This is a genomic window from Ruegeria sp. AD2(2025) (assembly GCF_056542385.1).
Genome location: NZ_JBQFZS010000001.1, coordinates 1 through 19,657, shown reverse-complemented (window position 1 = coordinate 19,657; position 19,657 = coordinate 1). Strand labels below are relative to the sequence as shown.

The window sequence follows — 19,657 nt, the reverse complement described above, 5'->3', positions numbered from 1 at the left end:
AAGACAAGTTTCGGACTTTTGTGCAGGCAAGAGGTTTGAATGTATCTCGGGATCGATATCGGAACGTCGGCGGTCAAACTAGTCTGCGCTGATTCCAGTCGAATTCTGGCAACGTCCTCAGTGAGGGTAAAGACCTCTTCTCCGAAACCCGGTTGGTCAGAGCAGCACCCGGATCTTTGGTGGCAGGCGACACGCGACGCCTTGGGCCAGCTTTCTAAGCAAACCAAACTGTCAGAGGTGAAGGCCATCGGGTTGTCAGGTCAGATGCACGGGGCCGTAGTGCTGAACCGTGATCTGCGCCCAATCCGCCCGGTCATCCTGTGGAATGACAGCCGAGCAGCGCGAGAGTGCGATGAACTGCGAACGACCTTGCCGGAGATCGGTCAAATCGCTGGCGTCCTTCCTTTGCCGGGCTTCACCGCACCCAAGATTACATGGCTGAAGCAGCATGAACCGGGGCACTATGCCCAACTGGCCCACATCCTGCTGCCAAAGGACTACATTGGGTTACGGATGCATGGCGAATTGGGAACTGATACGTCCGATGCCGCCGGGACAATGTGGCTTGATCAGACGTCGCGCGGTTGGCACACCGGTATAGCCGAAGCCACGGATGTAGCATGGGATTGGCTGCCGAAGGTATTCGATGGTCATAGCGTCGTTGGGGCCGTGACACCGCAAGCTGCGGCTGAGACCGGCTTGAGACCCGGCACGCCGGTCGTTGCCGGAGGCGGAGATGCAGCAACAGGGGCGGTGTCTTTGGGCGCCACCGAACCGGGCCGGGGGTTCATTTCTTTGGGGACTTCGGGCCAGCTGTTTGTGGCGGATCGAAGCTACAAGCCAAACCCAGAACGCTATGTGCATGCTTTTGCGCACACGCTTCCTGACCGATGGTACCAAATGGCAGCGATGCTGAACGGCGCGCGACCAATTTCCTGGATAGGTGGCCAGTTGGGGCTTTCTGAACCCGAAGTTATCGCGCTTGCCGAAACGGTCAGCGGGGACCGTGTGCCAATTTTTCTGCCTTATCTGACAGGAGAACGCAGCCCTCACGGCGACCCGCATATCCGAGCATGTTTCTTTGGCCTGGAGGATTCTACAACACGCGCAGACATCTGCCGTTCCGTGGTAGAGGCGATTGCTTTCTGCTTTGCCGATGCGGCGCAGAGTTTCGGTGACACTATAGAGGAATTGCCGGAGCTCGCAGCGATAGGAGGAGGCAGCAAATCAGATTTGCTGTTGAGACTGATCGCGACGGTGACCGGAAAGCCAATTGTGAGGTCGGCCGGGGCAGATTCCGGTCCGGCTTATGGTGCGGCTCGGCTGGCTGCTTGTGGTGATGGGGCCTTAAACAGGGCTGATCTTGCACTTCAACCACCAACAACGGACAGGTTCGAGCCCGCAGACTTGGCGCCATTGTTCGAGCGGTTGGCGCGGTTTCGGAAGCTTTATAAAGCAGTCAGCTTGACCGAATAATTGCCCTGCACTTTCAACTAAAACTAGGCTGTCTGCCTTCGCCACTGCAGGCTCGTTGCGATCTCAACGAACAAGAAACTCATAAATGCGCAGGTAGCTGATGTTCAGATTGGCAAAGCGCACCGCAGCAATATCCGCAAACCGCGAGTCCGACTAGCTTCGAATATCGCTCGCGCGGCGAATGTCGGAAATGCAGGCTGCGACTGCAGCATCGTGACCAGTCGTTGAATGAGTGGCTTGGGCCGCCCGCGAAGGCGACCCGAAATCTCTAGATTTCGATGGCCACGGCGATTGCCAGCGAGTCCTCAAGCTCGACGCCCAGGTATCGGGCTGTGCTGTCCATCTTGGTGTGCCCAAGCAGAATCTGAACCGCCCGCGAGTTGCCGGTCTTCCTGTAGATCTGGGTCACCTTTGTTCGCCTCATCGAATGCGTGCCATATGCGCTCGCCTCCAGACCGATTGATGTCACCCAATCTCGCACGATCCGCGCATACCGGCGTGTCGGGATGTGAAGACGCTCATGGAAGCGACCCGGCCAAAGGTACTCAGAGCCGACCATGAGTTCATCCTCCATCCACTTCTCGACCGAGGCTCTGGTGCCTTCGAATACTTCAAAGCGGCACCGGTTTTTGCGTTTTGCTTTGCAACACGGAAGCCCGTTCTTTGATCTAGCCAGATGCCACAATGTCTACGACTTTCATCTTCACCAAGTCACAGCCGTGCAGCTTGCTGTCGGTCGCCATGTTGAACAGTGCGAGGTCGCGATGGTTTTCTGCCAATTCAAGTCGGACACGGATTGCCCAGACATGCTTTGGCTTCAGCGGCCGTTTTTGACCGACGATGCGGCCCTTGTTCCATGCAGGACGAAGTGCGCGAATGGCTGGTAGATTTGGTGTTTCCGTGACTGATCCTGCGATCCGCCATGCCCTCCACAGCGACAACCGGACGTTGACGAGGTACCATATCATGGGATCGCCGGGGCTTCCCTTGAGGTTTGTAGCGAGCCCCAAAGTACTTGATACTGTGGTCAGCACGAACGTCGGCTTACTAAAGGTTGGGGCACAGCACCCGGTTTTGTCCACTTGGTTTCAAAACAGAGGTGTGAGCCCTTTTTGATGCAAAATAACCTTACCATCTTAGTACAGCACAAGGTTCGGTGTAATTTTGAAGACTCTTGTTTGGTTCGGCTATCCCAAAGCCTCGTGCGCCGCGAAGGTATCCGCATAATCGGGATGCCAGCGTGAAAGAGCCGGGCGGTTGTTGATAATGTCGCCCAAGGCCCATTCGATCCGTTTGCGGTCGCGCTCTTCGGACACATCATTGTCCGGGCAAAGAATATAGAAATCTCCGTCCGACATACGTTTCAGTAGATAGTCAATTGTCTCTTCGCTTGTCCAAGCGGCGGCAGGTTTTTCAGGCATGAACTTCGCGATCATACCAGTATAGGTAAATCCCGGCACAAACAGATGGGCGGTGATATCCACCCCAGCCTGACGCAAATCATGCGCCAACATCTCTGTCATGACTTTCACAGCGGCTTTGCTGGTGTTGTAAGCAGGGTTTCCAGGTGGTGTGGTAATGCCCTGTTTTGACCCGGTGTTGATCACCACGGCCGGGCGCGCCGCTTTGATCATGCGCGGCAGGAAAGCATGCACGCCGTTCATGACGCCAAACAGATTGATCTCTAGCAGTTTGCGCCAGTTTTCGGCGTTTTCCCAACTGCCAGACGGCACCGCGACACCGGCATTGTTCATCAGGACAGCCACCTCGCCGAGCGCAAAGACCTGATCCGCCAAGGCATTCACTGCAGTGACGTCGGTAACATCCGTCGGAATCGCCTGAACAACTGCGGACGCCCCGGCCTGATCTCGCAATTCCGCCTCAGCCTTGTCCAAGGCCTCACCGGCCAGATCGACCAGTACAACCCCCAGACCGTCTTGAACAAAGCGTTGGGCCGCAGCCTTGCCGACACCGTTCGCTGCCCCAGTTACAACGGCCAAACCACCTTTGTCGATTGTTTCGCGGTACATGGATCATCCTCTTATTTTAACGGGCTGAGCCGCCCCTCAGGGCGCCATCTTTTGCTTAAGACCACCGATGAACGTTTCGTCATCCTGTTGTTTGCGCGCATCAAGCAGTTCTTCAGCATCAGGCCCTGCCCGAAAACGCAGGCGGTTGCCGGTCTCGTTGGCCGCATCCCAAATGACCTGAGCGACAGTTTCTGGTTCAGAAGGGTTCGCGGCCAGCTTGCCAAACAGGCGTCCCATGGCTTCGGCCATTGGCGCGTAATCAGGAAGGTTCTGATCTATCGCGAGATCGAAAGAACTACCGCCAAAGTTGGTCCGTATCATTCCAGGCTGGACAATACGGACCCGAATACCAAGCGGCTCCAACTCGTAGTGCAGCGCCTCAGAAAGCCCTTCTACCGCGAACTTGGTGCCATGATAGAGCGCACCGAGCGGAAACGTGATCTGTCCTCCGATTGACGAGATATTAATGACCGTGCCCGACCGGTTCTGACGGAAATGGGGCAAAACCGCTTTGGTCACCTCCATCAACCCGAGCACGTTGGTGTCAAACTGACGCCGGATGCGATCCATCGAAAAGGCCTCTAACGCACCATAGGCACCGTAGCCCGCATTGTTCAGCAAAACATCAATCTGCCCAAACCGTTCGATGCCTTCGCCCACAGCCGTTGCGATTGAGCCCGCATCCGTCACATCCAGGTGAGCCAGATGTACGTTGTCCAAAGCCCCGAAATCCGCGCTGCCTGCGGGGTTGCGCATCGTGGCAATGACGTTCCAACCATTCGCTTGAAAATATCGGGCAGTTGCCGCGCCAATACCGGATGACGCCCCGGTGATCAGAATGGTCTTCATGTTTTTTGCTCCACAAGTTTATAAGAACATAATAATCGTCAAAACAGGATGTATCTCTCAAAATTCTCCATTTTTCTTGCACAATCCTCTGCAGGTAGACGTTTTCAGCAATAGCGCTCGTTGGTTGCGTGCTAACGATGGGGGCAACACAGGAGGCATTCATGGGACCTCGGACTCTATTGGACTATATTCGGACACTGCTTGACCAAGCAGGCGTCGCGCAGGGTGTCCTGACACATAAGGAAAGCGGGGCGGTTTTTCTCACCCATCCGTCGACCACCCAACACGACGCAAATGTCTATCGCCCGCTGCTATGCGCGGTCTTGCAAGGCGCCAAAGAGGTAGGAACCAGCACCAGAACACTCACCGTGCGGGCCGGGCAGTCGCTGATCGTCAGCAACGCGCTGCCGGTTGTCTCAAGGATTACCGAGGCCACCCCCGAACACCCCTACGTCGCGCTCGTGTTCCCCCTTGATCTGGATCTCTTGCGCGCCCTGGCCGCGTCACTGCCGCAGTCATCCACCCATCGAGCGACTGATCCATTTTCGATCTGCCTCGCGGAAACCGATGACGAAACAAAAAGCGCCCTGTTGCGGTATTTTCAGCAATGCGAAACCGAAGAGACGCGTCACATGCTGGCGCCGATCACGGCGCGGGAAATCCATGCCCGCCTTCTGATCGGACAACATGGCGGCACGCTGCAAAAGCTGGTGTGGCACGACAATACGGCCAGCCGGATTTTCGCGGCGACGCACGAAATCCGGTCAGATTTGGCTAATCCTCTTGTCGTCGGAGACCTTGCCCGGCGCGTGGGTATGAGCAGTTCGGCCTTCTTTGAACAGTTCAAAGCCGTCACGGGAACCTCGCCGCTGCAATACCAGAAAGACTTGCGCCTGCTTCATGCCCGGAGCGAGATTCAAACCACCGGCTCGAAGATATCAGAGATTGCCTATGGGGTCGGATATGAAAGCCCGGCTCAATTTTCACGAGAATATGCTCGCAAATTCGGGCAGTCTCCAAGACAGGACCGCGTTTCCCAAACTGTCTAACAAGGTTGAAGTGATCAAACTCAACCGTCGCAGTACAGCCACGAGCCAAGGCTTTCGAGTTGATCAATTTCTGAAAGCGACAACTGGCGCAGATGCGGAGAACTTGTAATTTGTCCCGCAGTTTTCCGGTTCGCCAACTTCTGGATTACGCAGCCACGGCGAATGTCGGGTTTCGGAATTTGGCAAAAGGTGTACCTTAATATTATCCCTCCAAACAATTAGAACCGCATCTCTGTGCAAACACAGGTAATCAGCAAGCGCATGCCTTGGATTCTTGCCTTGGGAATGTTCGTTATTGGCACGACGTCGCTAAGCATATTGGGCTTGGGACCGGCGCTGACGCGCGACCTGGCCACGGACCCAGCAGACGCAGGGTGGCTCGTGACAGCATTCGCCGCGACCTTTGCCCTGACCGCACCCCTCGCGCAATTCACCCTGGGGCGACGTCTTATACCTCGAGCGCTTATCCTTACGGGCGCGAGTATTCTCGCAGTTTCCCTAATCTGGTCGGCGCTGGCGGCGTCGTTTCAAGCGCTTCTCGTTGCACGTATCGCGTCTGCCTTTGGCGGTGCGCTCATCGCGCCCACCAGCGCAGCACTTGCGATTTCTTTGGTTCCTGTGGACCGGCGCGGTGCGGTCTTGGCCACAGTCTTTGCCGGGTTCACCCTTGCAACCGTCGGTGGCGTGCCGATTGCGACGTGGCTGGCACTTTTGCTTGGATGGCGTGGGGCCATTGCCGCCATAGGTCTGGCCGCTCTTCTCTTTGTTGCGTTAGCAGCGATCTATATACCGCGCGACACAGACACAGCACGTGCACCGCTGAAACAGCCCTCAGAAGGCCTGCGTCTCCTCGCTCCAGCGCTCCTGCTAATGGGGACGGTGGGTATGCTATCGACGCAGTTTGTTACCTATGCACTGATGGGGGAGTTGCTGGGTCAGCGGTTCGGTGTCAGCGCAGGCGGGCTTCCAATCGCAATCCTTCTGTTCGGCATTCTAGGTGTTGCCGGGAATGCCGTCGCAGGCGCTCTTTCGGATCGCATTGGATCTGGCCCTTTGGTTTGGGCGAGTTTCGTTGGTCTCGCTGCGTTTCTTTCTCTGATGCTTCTCGATCTGGGGCCATACTTGGGTGCGATGGTTCTTGCTGGATGCGCGTTTATGGGCACCCTGTTCGCAACGCCTCAGCAAAGCCGTCTTGTGGGTTTAGTGGCCGGGGAACACCACGGTTTTATCCTCGCACTTAACTCGTCAGCAAGCTACCTCGGCATAGCGTTGGGAACAGCACTGGCAAGCGCGTTAGGCATCAATATCGGGCTTTGGGCGCTACCCGTTGGTGCATTGGTTCTGTTGGCCCTGACGGCTGCGGTGACGGTTGCGTTCGGTTCTATCAGTAGATGAGAGCGTGTCGCAGTCGAGTGGGAAAGCTGATCTTATCGTGGCCGCCGCGAAAGGTCACTAAGTCCGCATTTCGCGAGTTCAGTCAGCCTTTGATTCTGGGCTCGCAGCGAACGGCAGGTTCGACGGGCCGCGCCGCAGCATGGAGACTATGGGGTGAAGGTCCGGAAAGGGCTGACTTCGCTCAGCCGTTATCGGGTAGGACCGGTCAACTAGTTGTCTTCGGCAGGCTTGCAGGAGACGTCTAGTTTCGTAAGTTAAGCGTGGCATCAGAGAGGGCATGGAATGAGCTGGACCGAATATCTCGACACACACCAATCGCGCTTTGTCGAAGAGCTGTGCGACTTCATTCGTATTCCATCGGTTTCAGCCAAACCTGAGAACGCGGGCGATGTTCGAAAAGCCGGGCAATGGGTCGTTGATCGGTTGGCTGCGGCGGGAATGGAAAACATCCAGATGATGGACACCGCAGGCCATCCGGTGGTCTGTGCCGATTGGCTGCATGCCGGAGCCGATGCGCCCACGATCCTGATCTATGGCCATTTCGATGTGCAACCGGCCGAACCTTTTGATCTCTGGTCTTCGCCTCCGTTCGAGCCGACGATCCGCGGAGACCGGATTTACGGGCGCGGGGCGACGGATGACAAAGGTGCCATGCTCATCCCCATCCTTGCGGCCGAGGCGCTGCTGGCAGAGACTGGCAAACTGCCAGTCAACGTTCGGTTTTTCTTTGAGGGTCAGGAAGAGATCGGATCTCCCGACCTCCCACCTTTTATCGAGGCAAACCTCGACCGGCTTCAGGCCGATATGATCTTTTCCGCAGACGGAAGCCAGTGGGACACCGAAACGCCGCAGTTGGTTCTGGGTCTGAAAGGTCTTACTTCACTTGAGATCTTTGTACAGGGCGCAAAGTCCGATCTACATTCCGGTATGCATGGCGGGGGTGTCGCGAACCCGGCGATGGCATTGGCCCAATTGTTGGCCAGCATGAAGTCAACCGACGGGCGGATCACTGTCGATGGGTTTTATGATGATGTCGTCGAGTTGACCGACGAAGATCGCTCGGCGATTGCGCGGGTGCCATGGGATGAGGCGGCGTATCTGTCCCAGACCGGTGCCCCTGCGACGCTGGGTGAACCGGGATACACAACACGCGAAAACCTGTGGGCGCGCCCGACGCTTGAGGTCAACGGGCTGACCAGCGGTTGGCAAGGTGAAGGTACAAAGACCGTCTTGCCCGCGGTTGCCTCGGCCAAGATCACCTGCCGCCTGGTTGCAAACCAGAACCCGGAAAAGATCTTTGAGTTGATCGCCGCCCATGTCGAGGTTTTTTGTCCCCCGGGTGTCACCGCTCAGGTCTCGCGCAACCCCGGGCGAGCGGACCCGTTTCTTGTGCCCGCAGGGCACAATGCCACTGCCGTCGCGGGGCAGGTTCTCGAAGAAGTATATGGGAAACCCGCTTACAAAACCCGCGTTGGAGGCTCGATTCCGGTGATGTCGACATTGCTGGATGAGTTGGGGTTACATGCCGTCATGTTTGCGTTCGGACACGAGGACGAAAACCAACACGCGCCGGACGAGTTCTTCCGCCTGCCAACTTTCAGACGCGGCCAGACAGCCTACGCTCGGCTGATGGAACGGCTGGGCGAATAGCCAACCCGGCGTAGGCGGATCATGGAATTCCAAGATGATGCGTTGCAGTCCAGTTCCGGAAGGCGCCCAAAGCGCCGGATGCTGCGCCATGGAGGGATGGCCGCTTCGAGATGGGGTCAAAGAAGGCAGGTCGTGGGGATGTCATTTTGCTTACAACACGAACTGCACGACCATCCGTTTGAGCCTTGGTAAACGGCTACGATCGGGAATTGGAACGACGAAAAGCCGACCTTCAATGAGGGCGCACAAAGGTCGTCTTACACCAACCCGGTGCGATTGCTCGGAGAGCGAGCGTATTCTCGCAATGGTCTCAACTCATTCGCTGTTTTGCGTACACTGACCATGATCTTCGAGGTTTTCTGATCCATGTGCGGACAGTTCATACTTCATCGTGGGGAAGTGTAGAGCAAGCGTCCAGACTTCGTTTTCTTTGATATGGATAAAGGTTACACCATCAAGGCCATGCGCGATCGTCGCAGACCCTTTGATGTCGTGAAACACTATTTGCGCGTCTGCGCCTTCTTCGGGTTGTGAAATTCTGATCTCGTCGCTTGTTACATCTGATAAGCAGTGAAACTCCATTCCGCTTGCAACGGCACTCGAAGCACAGGCTACGCCGCTCATCAGAACCAGTTTTCCCAGCATAATACACCTCGTTTCAGGTTTTCTTATTACGACCATCGAACACGTCGTTTTCTATAGTGCTCACTTCGGGTTTGCCGAAGCTGACGCTAATCCTCAGCCCAGGATCGTTGTTATTGGCTGAAATCTTAGCGCCATGTCGTAGAGCGACGGCTTTGACCAGCGCCAGACCCAGGCCGTTTCCGCTTTCCTTACGATGCCCATCGACGCGGTAAAACGCGTCAAATATCTTATCAAGAAGCGGGCCGGGCACGCCAAAGCCATTATCTGAGACCTCCAGCACCACCGAGTCGTTGCTGGCCACAAGCGAGACCCGTATCCAGGCTTGGGGCGGGCAGTATTTGATCGCATTGTTGATCAGGTTGACCAGAAGTTGCTTCAGCATCTGCTCATCACCCCGGACCAGTATGGTATCGGCGTTAAAATCCGCTGTGATGTTCATCTGCTGGTCTTCGGCCACGGGCAGAAAGGTCTCGACCGCATCAGCGACTAGGGCGCTCAAATTAACGGTCGAGAACGGCCGTCTATAAGTACCGGCTTCGATCCGCGATATCCTGAGAATGGTGTCGAACACGGCGCTGAGCCGTTTGAGCTCTTGTTCCAGTTCAAATAGTTTTGGCCGTGGGTCGCCGCCATAGTCCAGTTCCGCAAAAACCTGCTGCAGTGCCAGAAACCCGTGGGATAGAGGAGTCTTTAGATCGTGGGCGATGGTGACGGCAGTGGTCTGCGTGCTGATTATCAAACTGGACAACCGATCCAGATGACGGTTCATAAGGCGTGACACCCGATCAATCTGATCGTTAAGGCTTGAAACCGGAAGGCGGGCCTCAGTATTCCCTTTGGAAACCATGTCGAGTGTCTTTTCAATGCGCCTGAGCTTGCCGTAGCTGTAATAGCTTACCCAATAGCCAAGCCCGAGAACGACGATGGTGGTTGCAATGGTGAGGAGCACCAGGCTTTCCCATAGAGTGGTTAATGCCTGGTTCATCGATGCCATGCTGCGTGCGACTACGGTGCGATACCCGAGGTAGTCGGATGCTCTGAGCAGATAAACAGGGCTGCCGCCCCCGATTTCAACAAAATCAGGGTCAACTTCGTGCCAGCCATTTGTTTCGGGTATCTTGGCCACAGTGCCTGCAAGGGCAGAGTTATGCTTGTCGAACAGCGCAATTATATGCAGTCTGGTTCGGTTCGGGCTGTTCAGGTGGTCGACCGCGCGCTGGAGCGCGTCTGTGCCGCCATCCAGCAGGATTTCATGTAGCAGCAGTTCCTCTTCCAGAATTTGTTGCTCGAGATTGGCCCGGAGCGTGTCTTTCAGTGCGACATAGGCAGCGTATCCAAATACCGCCGTGATGACCCAGACAACAAGCGCCGCATAGCACGCGGTTCTAAACGGCGCCCCCGAGAAAATACTAGCGCGGTCCATGGAGGCTGTACCCGACATTTCGAACTGTATGCAAAAGCGCGACCTCGAACGGTTTGTCGATTTTGGTTCTGAGACGGCTGATATAGGTCTCGATCACCGTCGAGTTCGGATCGAAGTTGTAATCCCAAACTTGTTCGAGGATCATGTTTCTGGTCACGATCCTGCCCGAGTTGCGCATGAGAAGTTCCAACAGCGCGAACTCTCGTGGTTTCAGATCGATCGTTTGATCCTGTCGGCGAACCAGACGTTTCAGTAGATTCATCGACAAATCCAGAACGCGCAATTCCGTCGCCTCGACCCTGTCGGTGCGCCGTTTCAGCACGCTCTGCAGACGGGCCAGAAGCTCTGAGAAGTGAAAGGGCTTGACCAGATAATCATCCGCCCCTTCGGTCAGACCTTCGACGCGATCACTCACGTCGCTAATTGAGGTCAGAAACAACACCGGCGTTTGATTTTGCGCCGCGCGCAGCGCTTTCAATATCGACATGCCGTCCATGCCGGGCAGCACCCGGTCAAGGATCACCGCATCGCATTGGTTGTACAGGCAGTATGACAGAGCATCGCGCCCATCCTCGAACCACTCAACCGTAAACCCGCTGGAGCGGAGCCCTGAGATCACGAACTCCGCGGTTTTGACATCGTCTTCGGCGACTAGAATTTTCATGGTTCCGGCTTTCAATCACATTGCAGAAAGCAACGCTGACGCAATAAGCCCTCGTACGGGTGGTTCAGGCACACTACTGCGCCTGAACCGTTGGCGCGAGGGGGTCATCTATAAACTCAACGTCTCTTCGACGGCTTTCACCTGAAGACGGGCCAGCCCCAGATTGGCGGTCTTCTTGTCCAGAGCGACGTAGACGAAGATATTCGGGTTCTTTTCCAGGGGTCTGATCAGATGGAACTGCTTGCCCAGCGTGATGAGAATATCCTCGATCACGTCATTCAGCTTCAACGCATCGATTGCCTGCAGCTTGGCGCGCACAACTTCCACATTCGCCGCGCCTGCGGTTTCAAGGTCGAACTTAGCTCCGCCTTCGGTTGCAAGGGTCAGGCCGGTGTCACTGTCAACCAGACAAGCACCAATCAGGCCTTTGATTTCACTGAGTTTTGATATGTCCAAAGACATCATCTTCTCCTTCGTTAGGTTAAAACCGGCAGCTCTTTTTCTGTCAGAGGTGCCATTTCGCGGCTCAGATTCTTCATTCGCAGGGCCAGTGCCTGGGATCTTGATCTTGTATGTCCGGACCAGCCCAAACCGTTCGCCAAACCGCGTGGCGGCCGATAGAGAGCTTTGTTTGTTTTTTTCCATCGTCTTCACTCATTGGTTCTGGGTGGAAAGTTGTTTCCGGGGTATGAAAGCAGCATCGTTTAGAACATCACTGACGTGGTCCGCGGCCTCGCGCCCGGAGTCATCACGCTGTTTGTATGGCGCAGCAACGTGTCTATGAGTTGCTCGTCGATCTGCGGAAGCGCTCTTGGCGCGGCGGCACGCCGACGCGGCAAGGCGAGCGTGTTGGCATGCAACCGAAACGGCGGCGCAGGTTGTATCGGCATAATATCAGCCGTCTGCCACAATAGCCGTGCGGCACTCAGCACCGACCAATACCCAAACGGTGTCTGACACGCGAGTAGCGGAGAGATCGCATCGCCTTTGTCACCTGCAAGGACGCACCACAGGTTGGTGCACTCAAAGCTGACATATGCGATCGCGCAGATGATGATGCTTAACATGCTTGCCCACGACTCATACAAACCGACAGATGAGTGTAGAGGCGATATTCAGTTTAACTGAATTATTCAGAATCTTTAAAAATATGTAAGATTGGCCTGTGCAGGTCCGCTTGTCGGTCAGGTCGCTTTCAAGGTTCCTAAATTATCATTTAATATCAATTATTAAAGAGATTTTTCCTATATATTTCAGCGCAAATCCCTGACGTTACGTAATGATGTCCAGAACTGTGCCCTACAGAATGCAGCGTGCCCTCCCACAATAAATTTGGTTCTACAAAATATAAGATTTGACAATCTAAGGCTAACACTCACTGCTTTCAGAAGTCCGCCAGATCAAAAAAATAGGCGACCTCCTCCACTGCGCCGAAACACCTGGAGAAAGCCGCCGCGAGGATTGGCGGGGTTCTTGGAGTGAGTGGCATCGCCAGATGCCGGTGTGCCCCGGTTTGGGCGGGCTGTGGATCCACCAACCCTCGAAGTTCTGCTAATCAATCCACCCATGCATCATGTGTTTGCTTTCTTGCAGTTACTTTTCACCAAGATCAAAATCATGACAGATTTGCAGGTTCTGGTCCCGCCCGTCACTTCTTGCGCTGCTCCAATACCGCACTCAGCCCATCCGATATCCAACGTTTCTGAGCGTCACGATCCGCTGGCCTTCGGCCCCGATCTTGCGGCGCAAGCGGCCAACATAGACGTCGACTACATTTGTCAACGGGTCCTCATGCACCCCCCAGACAGAATTCAGGATGCGTTCGCGCGACAGCACACGGCCTGTGTTGGTAAGAAAGAGCAGCAGCAGATCACGCTCTTTCTTTGACAGCTTGATTTCTTGCCCTGCTACCGAAACCTGAAGCGATGTCCGATCAAACTTCAGATCTCCGCAGATGATCTCGGTCTCGCTGAGATTGCTTGCATACCCGTTGGCGCGGCGGTGCAGTGCCTCGACCCGCGCGATCAGCTCGTCGAAATCGAACGGCTTGGGCAGGTAGTCGTCCGCGCCGATCTTCAGCCCTTCGACCCTTTCTTCCGGACTATCTAGAGCGGTCAACATCAGGATCGGTGTCTTCGATTTGCGGGCGCGAAGCTTGCGGCACACGTCCTGCCCCTGAATGCCGGGCAGCATCAGGTCCAGAAGAATGACGTCATAGGTATTTGTCGCGGCAAGCTCCAAGGCATGTTCACCATCCGGAGCGTGATCCACCGCCCAGCCCTCGGCGGATAAACCGCGCCGTATGAAATCGGCAACGCGGGCCTCATCTTCGACAAGCAAGATATTCATGACGTGCCTCAACTCTTTCGCTGTTCGAAACTGCGCCGACAAAATCAGGTTAGCCCTGATGTCCGCGCATCAACCCCTTTTTTGCATCGTGCCGGTTTGAACAACTTTCATCCGGGCAACCTTTGGCAGGGTTATGACGATCCGCAACCCGCCCTCGGGCCGATCCTGAAGATCGACAGTTCCACCATGCGCCTCGACGATGGATTTTACCACCGGCAGCCCCAGGCCGCTGCCTTCGATACCTTGCCCCGACGCGTTCGAGCCCCGGAAGAAACGATCAAAGGCCTGGGATTTCTCTGCCGCGCTTAACCCCGGCCCGTCATCCTCGATGGCTATCGTGCACGAAGCAATCCCCTCGTCCAGTTTGATCCCGATCGTCGGCCCCCCATAGCGGCGCGCATTCTGCAGCAGGGCCAGCACGGATTGGCGGAGACGCACCTCATCGACCGATGCCATCACTTTGATGTCGGGGCTATCGAACCGAACCGGGTCGGGGAACATTGCGACAGCATCATGAACGATCTTGCGCAGGTCGGTTTGCCTGCGATCCAGCCTCAACTGGCCGGCCTCAAATCGCGCAACGGTCAGCATGTCGTCTACGATCTGATTGGTATGCTTTGCTGAATCCCGAATACGCGCCAGCGAATCCGAGGCCTCGTCGGGCAGGGAATTCGACGTCCGCAGGGTAACATCAGCCTCGCCCAGAATGATGGCCAGTGGGGTGCGCAGCTCATGGCTTATATCCGCCATCAACCGCTTGCGGTTTTCCTCGCCGGTCTCCAGCTTATCGATAAGCTGCTGCAGCTCGGCCGTTCTGGCGGCAACGGTATCTTCAAGCCGCCGCTTCTGTTCGGCGCGGCTGGCCTCACGCGCGGCGAGGCCCTCGGCCATGCCGTTCAGCACGGTGCCCAGTTCGCGAAACTCCAGACTGCCACCAAGATGGACCGGCTCGGAATAGTCGGCCCTGCGCAGGCGACCGATGCCATCGGCCAACCGTGTCAGCGGCTTTCTGATCTGCCGGTTGAACGATACAAGCCCCACCAGCAGGACCGCGATTGCGGCCAGAACAATCATATAGACCAACCGCTCGTTCCATTGCCGAAACGCGATTGCCTCGGCCAGAACATCCTCGACCTCTTCAACCTCTTCATCCAGCGCGGCCTGAATCTTTTGATCAAGCGCGTCATCGATATCTCCATCAAGCAGACCCGCCAGGCGTTCTATCTGAACAAAGGTCTCAATCGGGTTGCCTTCGGCTGAGAGGCTTGCGATGGCCGCGTTGACGGATTCGATATCATCCTCAATCTCATCAAGCAGTTCCAGTTCCTCGATCTCTTCGTCGCCCACCATCTGAATCTCACGCGCGATGGTCTTACGGATCGCTTCCAGAGTCTGGGCGATCTTTGCCCGCAGTTCGACTTCACTCACCCCGTCGTCCCGATCCCCGATCAGCAGCGCATCGCCGTGCTGCTTGAACAGGCGGTAGAGGTCCGCTTCCAGCCGCAGATGCAGCCCATAGGATTCCTGCGCCAACTGTATCCGCGCATCCCACCACCGGGTTTTTTCGAGGCTGTATAAGGTCAGGCCCGCCAGCCCGCCAAGAAAACCGACAAGAACCATAGCATAGATACCAAACAGGGTAGATGAGCGCATGTCAGACGGCCTTTGAGTTCTCTTCCAGATTAAGAGGGATGGTTTCTTCGACCAATATGATCGTAGCGCTGGACAGAGCCTGCAGCGTCGCAAGCAAGTCAGCCTGATGGGATTTGCACAATTCCCACCGCACCGAGGCGATGACAATGACATCCGCCCTGCCAAGAACAGCGCGTGCCAGGTCCAGCGGCAATGTTTGATGCGGTAGCAGGCCGTTGCCGTTTTCTGCCAGGCGCTGATCAAGACCGCGCGGCGCAGACAGCAGATCAGACAAGCCAAAGCGCCGCATGATCTCCGATATCTTCCTGTCGCCAGGCCGTCTCCTGCACATCAAGCTTGCGGAACGGCGCAAACTGCCCTGAAGGCCGATATGTTCATCACCGACAAAGGCCACTTTCGGGGTCTTGTCCTGCCTGCTGAAGCGCACGTTGATGTCCGCGCGCCGGTCGAGCCCCGCGATACACCGCGCGATGGTCATCGCGTGTTTACCTGTCAGAGTCGAGACAGCGCTATGTCCCGCCATGAACGCGATGGGCGTCTGATCAACTTCTCCGGTGATTTCGATTGCAATGGGGCCGGTGCAGGGCGTCGCTTTCCGCAGCACCTCGGGTTCCGACAGCAGCCTCTCGGCCTTTTCGCGCGCCACACGCCACGCGCAATACTGGTCCCATGCCCCGGCGAGCCTCTGCAGCGGATGGGCGACCAGCGCAATGACCGAAAGACAGGCAGCAACCGTGGCTGGCGCTATGCCGGTTTGGCTGGCTTGCCAGAGCATCAGAAGACCGGCAAGGGCCACCCCCATCTGCAGCGTTGCCTGAAGACTGGCGGTTCGCCCCCTGCGCGCCAGAGCATCGCTGCGAAGCGATGCGCCTTGAGCGTTCAACCTGCGCAGCTCTCGACCGGTGCGGCCCATCAGGTCCAGTTCCGGCGCAATCGCGATCCGTTCAATCATGGAAATTGCGATATTTGCCCGGCGGCTGCGCAGGTTCCGATGCCGACGTCCCAGATGCCACGCCAAGGCCGCCATCACCACAACAGAGAACCCCAACGCAGATACGCCGCTGATCGCAAGCGCCGGGCTCAGCACATAAAGAATGGCGCCCGCGCCCGGAATCACCACGGCAGCGGACCACACATCAGGCAGGCCCCGGCCAAACCAGAGGCGAGCCGCCGAAAGATCCCCCACGAAACGCAAGGACAAAGCCCCCAGCCGACGTTCTTCGTGGCGGGATTTCGGAAGGCGCGCGATCTTTCGATACAGAACCTGACGCAGCGAGATCGCGTAGCTCTGGCCCAACGCCTCGGCGCGGTATTGCGATATCAGCAGACACAGCGCCGCGACAACTCCTGCCAGTGCCAGTTGCGCGACGGTTTCCACGGCCAGGACATTGCCCGCGTGCAGCGCTGCGAACGCATCCCGAGTGGCAAAGGCGGCAACGGCCAATGCGCCCGCCTGCAGGATGCTGCTGGACACCACCAGGACCGCATCAATGATGCGGTCCCTTGTGGCCAATCCGGGGAGGAGTTTCATGCGGCCACATCTTCAGGTGTGCGTCGCATCAGCGGCACGACATGTTGGGTGATGACCTCGGGCGACCATAGGTCTTCGCGCGACAGGATCGGGCGGCCCGTGACCTCGGTGGCTTCGGCAGCGGCCAGAGGCGAGCAACTGACCATCCCCGAAATCGCAAAGGGGCTGAGACCCGCCTGATCCAAAACGGTCACACCGCCAAGCGCGCTCAGCGCATCCGGGGCAGCGAATAGGATTCCATCCAGACGGTCGCGAATGCGCGATGATTGCAGGATGGCCCGGGTTTCCTGTTGGAACACACCATCGGCAATCTCAACCACCACCACCTCGGCCCCGCGCTCGGCCGCGGTGGCAACCAGCGTTTCAAAGCCCGCTTCGATCTGCGTCAGTGGCATCCGGTAGGTGGTAGCCATCCCCACATCCGTGAAATCCAGAGCCGGAGCGCCGCCGTCCTCGAAGCTATTGAAGTCACCAAAGGCGCCGGTGCCGGTGGCCTTGATCCCAGCCACGGCAAAGCCCGACCGCATCAGGCCGTGCCCAAGGCTCGACGCGGCGGTTGTTTTGCCAGAGTTCATAGATGCGCCAAAAACACCGATGACAGTGACCTGATCATTGGATGGCAGGCCGGGCAGAGCATAATCTGCCACGTTGATCACCCGCCCCTCCGCAGTCGTCAGCAAACCGAGAGGTTTCAGCCGGGTGGGGTCTTCCATACGGACATGGGCCGCGTCCACCCGCCCGGCGACGCCGCCGCCTGCCACCAGATCAATCAGATCGTCATCAATGATTGCACTGGCCAGAAACTGATCCGGCGCATAGCGATCCCCCAGGCAAAGGACTACGAAATCGCCCGGATAACTGGCTGAAGCGCGGCGCTCGGCCAATTGAATTTTCTTGTGGTGCCCGATCTCAGCAATCTCGCACAGGATCAGATCACCCGCCTTTGCGGCGTCCATCCGCGTGGAAAGTCCGCGCACGTCGGATCGATCGACCCTGCGGGTAGTAAAGGCCCATTTTGCAATGTCGCAGGCAAAAGGAGTAGTTTGGGGAAACTGTGTCATGCTTAACTCCGTGACTGGCTGTTCGATGCTTTCGTTTTGCCAGCGCCATGTGAGAAAAATCGCAAAACCGGATGAAACTACGGCATGTGATCAGATGAATGACAGATGAACGCGACGGGTCTAGATCAATCGTCATCCTTGTCATCATCGCCGCCGTCATCGCGGTCATCACCGTCATCTCTATCGCGCTCACCGTCGTCGCCGTCTTCGTTTTCCCGCTCGCCCCGATTACCCGCGTCGGTCTCACGCGTGCCTCGGTTGTCTTGTCTGTCCTTCCCGTTGTCCCGTCCACCACGCAGTTCCATAATCGTGATGCGATTGTCTGTGTTGCGATCTATATCCTGAAGCAGTTTTCTTGCCCCCGCCGTCCCAAAGGCAGCCACAAGCTCATCAAAACTCAGAACACCATCCGCGTTCGTATCCACCGAGCGAAAGCTTGCGGTTTGCGCCTCGGCCGTGCCGACGTGCCCCAACCCGACGCATAGAATACAAGTCAGAAATATAACGCAGACGGCGTGACAGATTGCCCCCGGCCAGCGCTTGGTCCTACATCCATTCCCCGACACAAATGTTCCTTTGCCCATCGGCCCTTCGCGGGAACCAGTGTTTTCTTAACTCCAGTAGGACAATATGGCGTGTGCAAATGAAGCGCGCATATTCAGAAAATGAACAGAAAATGAACGTGCGAGGGGAATTTCAGAAAACGCATTGATGCAATGTCGGTTGGAAAACCTGTTAATAAGGCATCGGCGGCGCAACTTCGCGCCACCGTGAAACTTGGCTTGCCTCGGTCGTTAGCTCGATCAAGGACGAGTCTAAGTCAGGTCAGGTCTTCGATCCGCGCATCAGGGGCGTTGCGCTTGACGGATTCGATGCCGTTGTCGCGTCCGGATGCACTTGTATAGCTTTCGCTGGTTCCGATAATCTGGCCATTGCTGGCTTTCAGGTTGAACATATGGCCACCGGATTTGGTTTCCTTTCGCTCATACCTATCGTCGTTCGGAGCGTTTGTTTTTACCGATGCGACGCCGTTTTCGGCGCTGGCCTTTTGGACATACCCTTCACTGGCCAGAATGATCTCTCCATTTCCCGCCTTTAGCCGGAAACGGTATTCTCCGGCTTTGTCTTCGTAAATTTCAAATTTTCCTGCCATGTAAGCCACCTCATTGATGTAGAACCCAAACGCGCCACGACGTTGCGTTTTTTGCCAGACAGTCACAAGAAGAAATTTGTGTTGTGGAACTCCAGCTTAAGGGGCGACCACAGAGTCTGACAAACAAAGGACCTGTTGGTTCCGCGCTGACCCGGGTCATCTACGCATTCAAGGATTTCCGCCTGTTGTTGATGGAATACAATGACACACTGTAAGATCACCCGCGTTCACATATAGTATGAAATTATTCTCAGACGGAACGCGCACTTCAATTGTCCTAATTCAAAACAAGCAGTCCTACCCCAAAATCAGAACTATGCCACAGATCGTGAAGTCGCTTGGGACCTCCTCAAAAAACATAAAGCCCCAAAACGCTACGAAGGTCTCATATGCATCGCCAAATGCGGCAATAAACTGAGGTTGTGGCAACTGATCGCTGCAGGCAAGCCCAAGTGCCACACCAATGATTAACACGCCATATTTATTGGAACGGTCAGGATGATGGCGCTGGTGAGTTTTCGGATGACGGGTTTGTCCAGCGATCTGTGAATTCAAGATTGCCCAGATTGTGCTCACGTAACGAGCTTCGGCAAAGCGGGCTGCGGCTGCAGCATTTGATGGCCCCGCTCAAGGTCGGCTAACCATGTGTTGATTGGTGTTACAGCGCGCGTCCCTTCATTATTATGCGACGCAAAAGGTTCAGTTGGGCGACGAGTGCGGCAAATAAAG

18 protein-coding genes and 1 pseudogene are annotated in these 19,657 nt (G+C 56.3%); 4 read left to right on the top strand and 15 right to left on the bottom strand.

The genetic code is table 11. The features are described from left to right. Positions 1-39: 39 nt before the first annotated feature. Positions 40-1,476 carry a xylulokinase gene (gene xylB, locus ACR1XV_RS00095; RefSeq protein ID WP_480528227.1) on the top strand — a complete coding sequence of 479 codons (1,437 nt, stop codon included), beginning with the start codon at positions 40-42 and terminating at the stop codon, positions 1,474-1,476. A 268-nt stretch (positions 1,477-1,744) separates the two neighbouring features. Here the strand turns inward: xylB and ACR1XV_RS00090 are convergent. From ACR1XV_RS00090 to ACR1XV_RS00080, 3 genes and pseudogenes are all read right to left on the bottom strand, one after another. After that, positions 1,745-2,297: pseudogene (locus ACR1XV_RS00090) on the bottom strand (tyrosine-type recombinase/integrase). Between the two features lie 366 nt (positions 2,298-2,663). Continuing rightward, entirely contained in the window at positions 2,664-3,506 is an 843-nt protein-coding gene (locus tag ACR1XV_RS00085) for an SDR family NAD(P)-dependent oxidoreductase (RefSeq protein ID WP_480528226.1), read from the bottom strand. A gap of 36 nt (positions 3,507-3,542) precedes the next feature. Next, positions 3,543-4,355: an SDR family oxidoreductase gene (locus tag ACR1XV_RS00080; RefSeq protein ID WP_480528225.1), complete on the bottom strand. Its 813-nt coding sequence runs from the start codon at positions 4,353-4,355 to the stop codon at positions 3,543-3,545. 161 nt (positions 4,356-4,516) lie between these two features. On the opposite strand from ACR1XV_RS00080, the gene ACR1XV_RS00075 reads away from it, so the two are divergent. The 3 genes from ACR1XV_RS00075 (at position 4,517) to ACR1XV_RS00065 (ending at position 8,449) form a co-directional block, all read left to right on the top strand. After that, positions 4,517-5,404 (top strand): AraC family transcriptional regulator, encoded by an 888-nt coding sequence (locus tag ACR1XV_RS00075; protein ID WP_480528224.1) that lies wholly within the window; start codon positions 4,517-4,519, stop codon positions 5,402-5,404. A 261-nt stretch (positions 5,405-5,665) separates the two neighbouring features. Continuing rightward, entirely contained in the window at positions 5,666-6,799 is a 1,134-nt protein-coding gene (locus tag ACR1XV_RS00070; RefSeq protein ID WP_480528223.1) for an MFS transporter, read from the top strand. Positions 6,800-7,081: 282 nt separating this feature from the next. Further along, positions 7,082-8,449 (top strand): dipeptidase, encoded by a 1,368-nt coding sequence (locus ACR1XV_RS00065; RefSeq protein WP_480528222.1) that lies wholly within the window; start codon positions 7,082-7,084, stop codon positions 8,447-8,449. A gap of 315 nt (positions 8,450-8,764) precedes the next feature. Here ACR1XV_RS00065 and ACR1XV_RS00060 read toward each other — a convergent pair whose 3' ends face one another. The 12 genes from ACR1XV_RS00060 to ACR1XV_RS00005 form a co-directional block, all read right to left on the bottom strand. Continuing rightward, entirely contained in the window at positions 8,765-9,094 is a 330-nt protein-coding gene (locus ACR1XV_RS00060) for a hypothetical protein (RefSeq protein WP_480528221.1), read from the bottom strand. A gap of 13 nt (positions 9,095-9,107) precedes the next feature. Continuing rightward, complete coding sequence (locus tag ACR1XV_RS00055) at positions 9,108-10,517, bottom strand: HAMP domain-containing sensor histidine kinase (protein ID WP_480528220.1); 1,410 nt, start codon at positions 10,515-10,517, stop codon at positions 9,108-9,110. After that, complete coding sequence (locus ACR1XV_RS00050) at positions 10,504-11,181, bottom strand: response regulator (protein ID WP_480528219.1); 678 nt, start codon at positions 11,179-11,181, stop codon at positions 10,504-10,506. The genes ACR1XV_RS00055 and ACR1XV_RS00050 overlap by 14 nt, the downstream gene beginning before the upstream one ends. A gap of 108 nt (positions 11,182-11,289) precedes the next feature. Then, positions 11,290-11,826: a roadblock/LC7 domain-containing protein gene (locus tag ACR1XV_RS00045; protein WP_480529263.1), complete on the bottom strand. Its 537-nt coding sequence runs from the start codon at positions 11,824-11,826 to the stop codon at positions 11,290-11,292. Between the two features lie 59 nt (positions 11,827-11,885). Continuing rightward, positions 11,886-12,248 (bottom strand): hypothetical protein, encoded by a 363-nt coding sequence (locus ACR1XV_RS00040; RefSeq protein ID WP_480528218.1) that lies wholly within the window; start codon positions 12,246-12,248, stop codon positions 11,886-11,888. Positions 12,249-12,858: 610 nt separating this feature from the next. Next, positions 12,859-13,530 (bottom strand): response regulator transcription factor, encoded by a 672-nt coding sequence (locus ACR1XV_RS00035; RefSeq protein WP_480528217.1) that lies wholly within the window; start codon positions 13,528-13,530, stop codon positions 12,859-12,861. 69 nt (positions 13,531-13,599) lie between these two features. Then, a complete protein-coding gene (locus ACR1XV_RS00030) occupies positions 13,600-15,183 on the bottom strand; it encodes a sensor histidine kinase (protein ID WP_480528216.1) in 1,584 nt (527 codons plus the stop codon). 1 nt (position 15,184) lies between these two features. Continuing rightward, on the bottom strand, positions 15,185-16,714 hold the full coding sequence (locus ACR1XV_RS00025; RefSeq protein ID WP_480528215.1) for an ABC transporter transmembrane domain-containing protein: 1,530 nt from the start codon (positions 16,712-16,714) through the stop codon (positions 15,185-15,187). Further along, positions 16,711-17,775 (bottom strand): hypothetical protein, encoded by a 1,065-nt coding sequence (locus tag ACR1XV_RS00020; RefSeq protein ID WP_480528214.1) that lies wholly within the window; start codon positions 17,773-17,775, stop codon positions 16,711-16,713. Before ACR1XV_RS00020 ends, ACR1XV_RS00025 begins: the two co-directional genes overlap by 4 nt. A 125-nt stretch (positions 17,776-17,900) precedes the next feature. After that, positions 17,901-18,359, bottom strand: a complete 459-nt coding sequence (locus ACR1XV_RS00015; protein WP_480528213.1) for an EF-hand domain-containing protein — start codon at positions 18,357-18,359, stop codon at positions 17,901-17,903. 236 nt (positions 18,360-18,595) lie between these two features. Further along, positions 18,596-18,928 carry a YegP family protein gene (locus ACR1XV_RS00010; protein WP_480528212.1) on the bottom strand — a complete coding sequence of 111 codons (333 nt, stop codon included), beginning with the start codon at positions 18,926-18,928 and terminating at the stop codon, positions 18,596-18,598. Positions 18,929-19,225: 297 nt separating this feature from the next. Then, positions 19,226-19,504: a hypothetical protein gene (locus tag ACR1XV_RS00005; protein ID WP_480528211.1), complete on the bottom strand. Its 279-nt coding sequence runs from the start codon at positions 19,502-19,504 to the stop codon at positions 19,226-19,228. Positions 19,505-19,657: the final 153 nt, after the last annotated feature.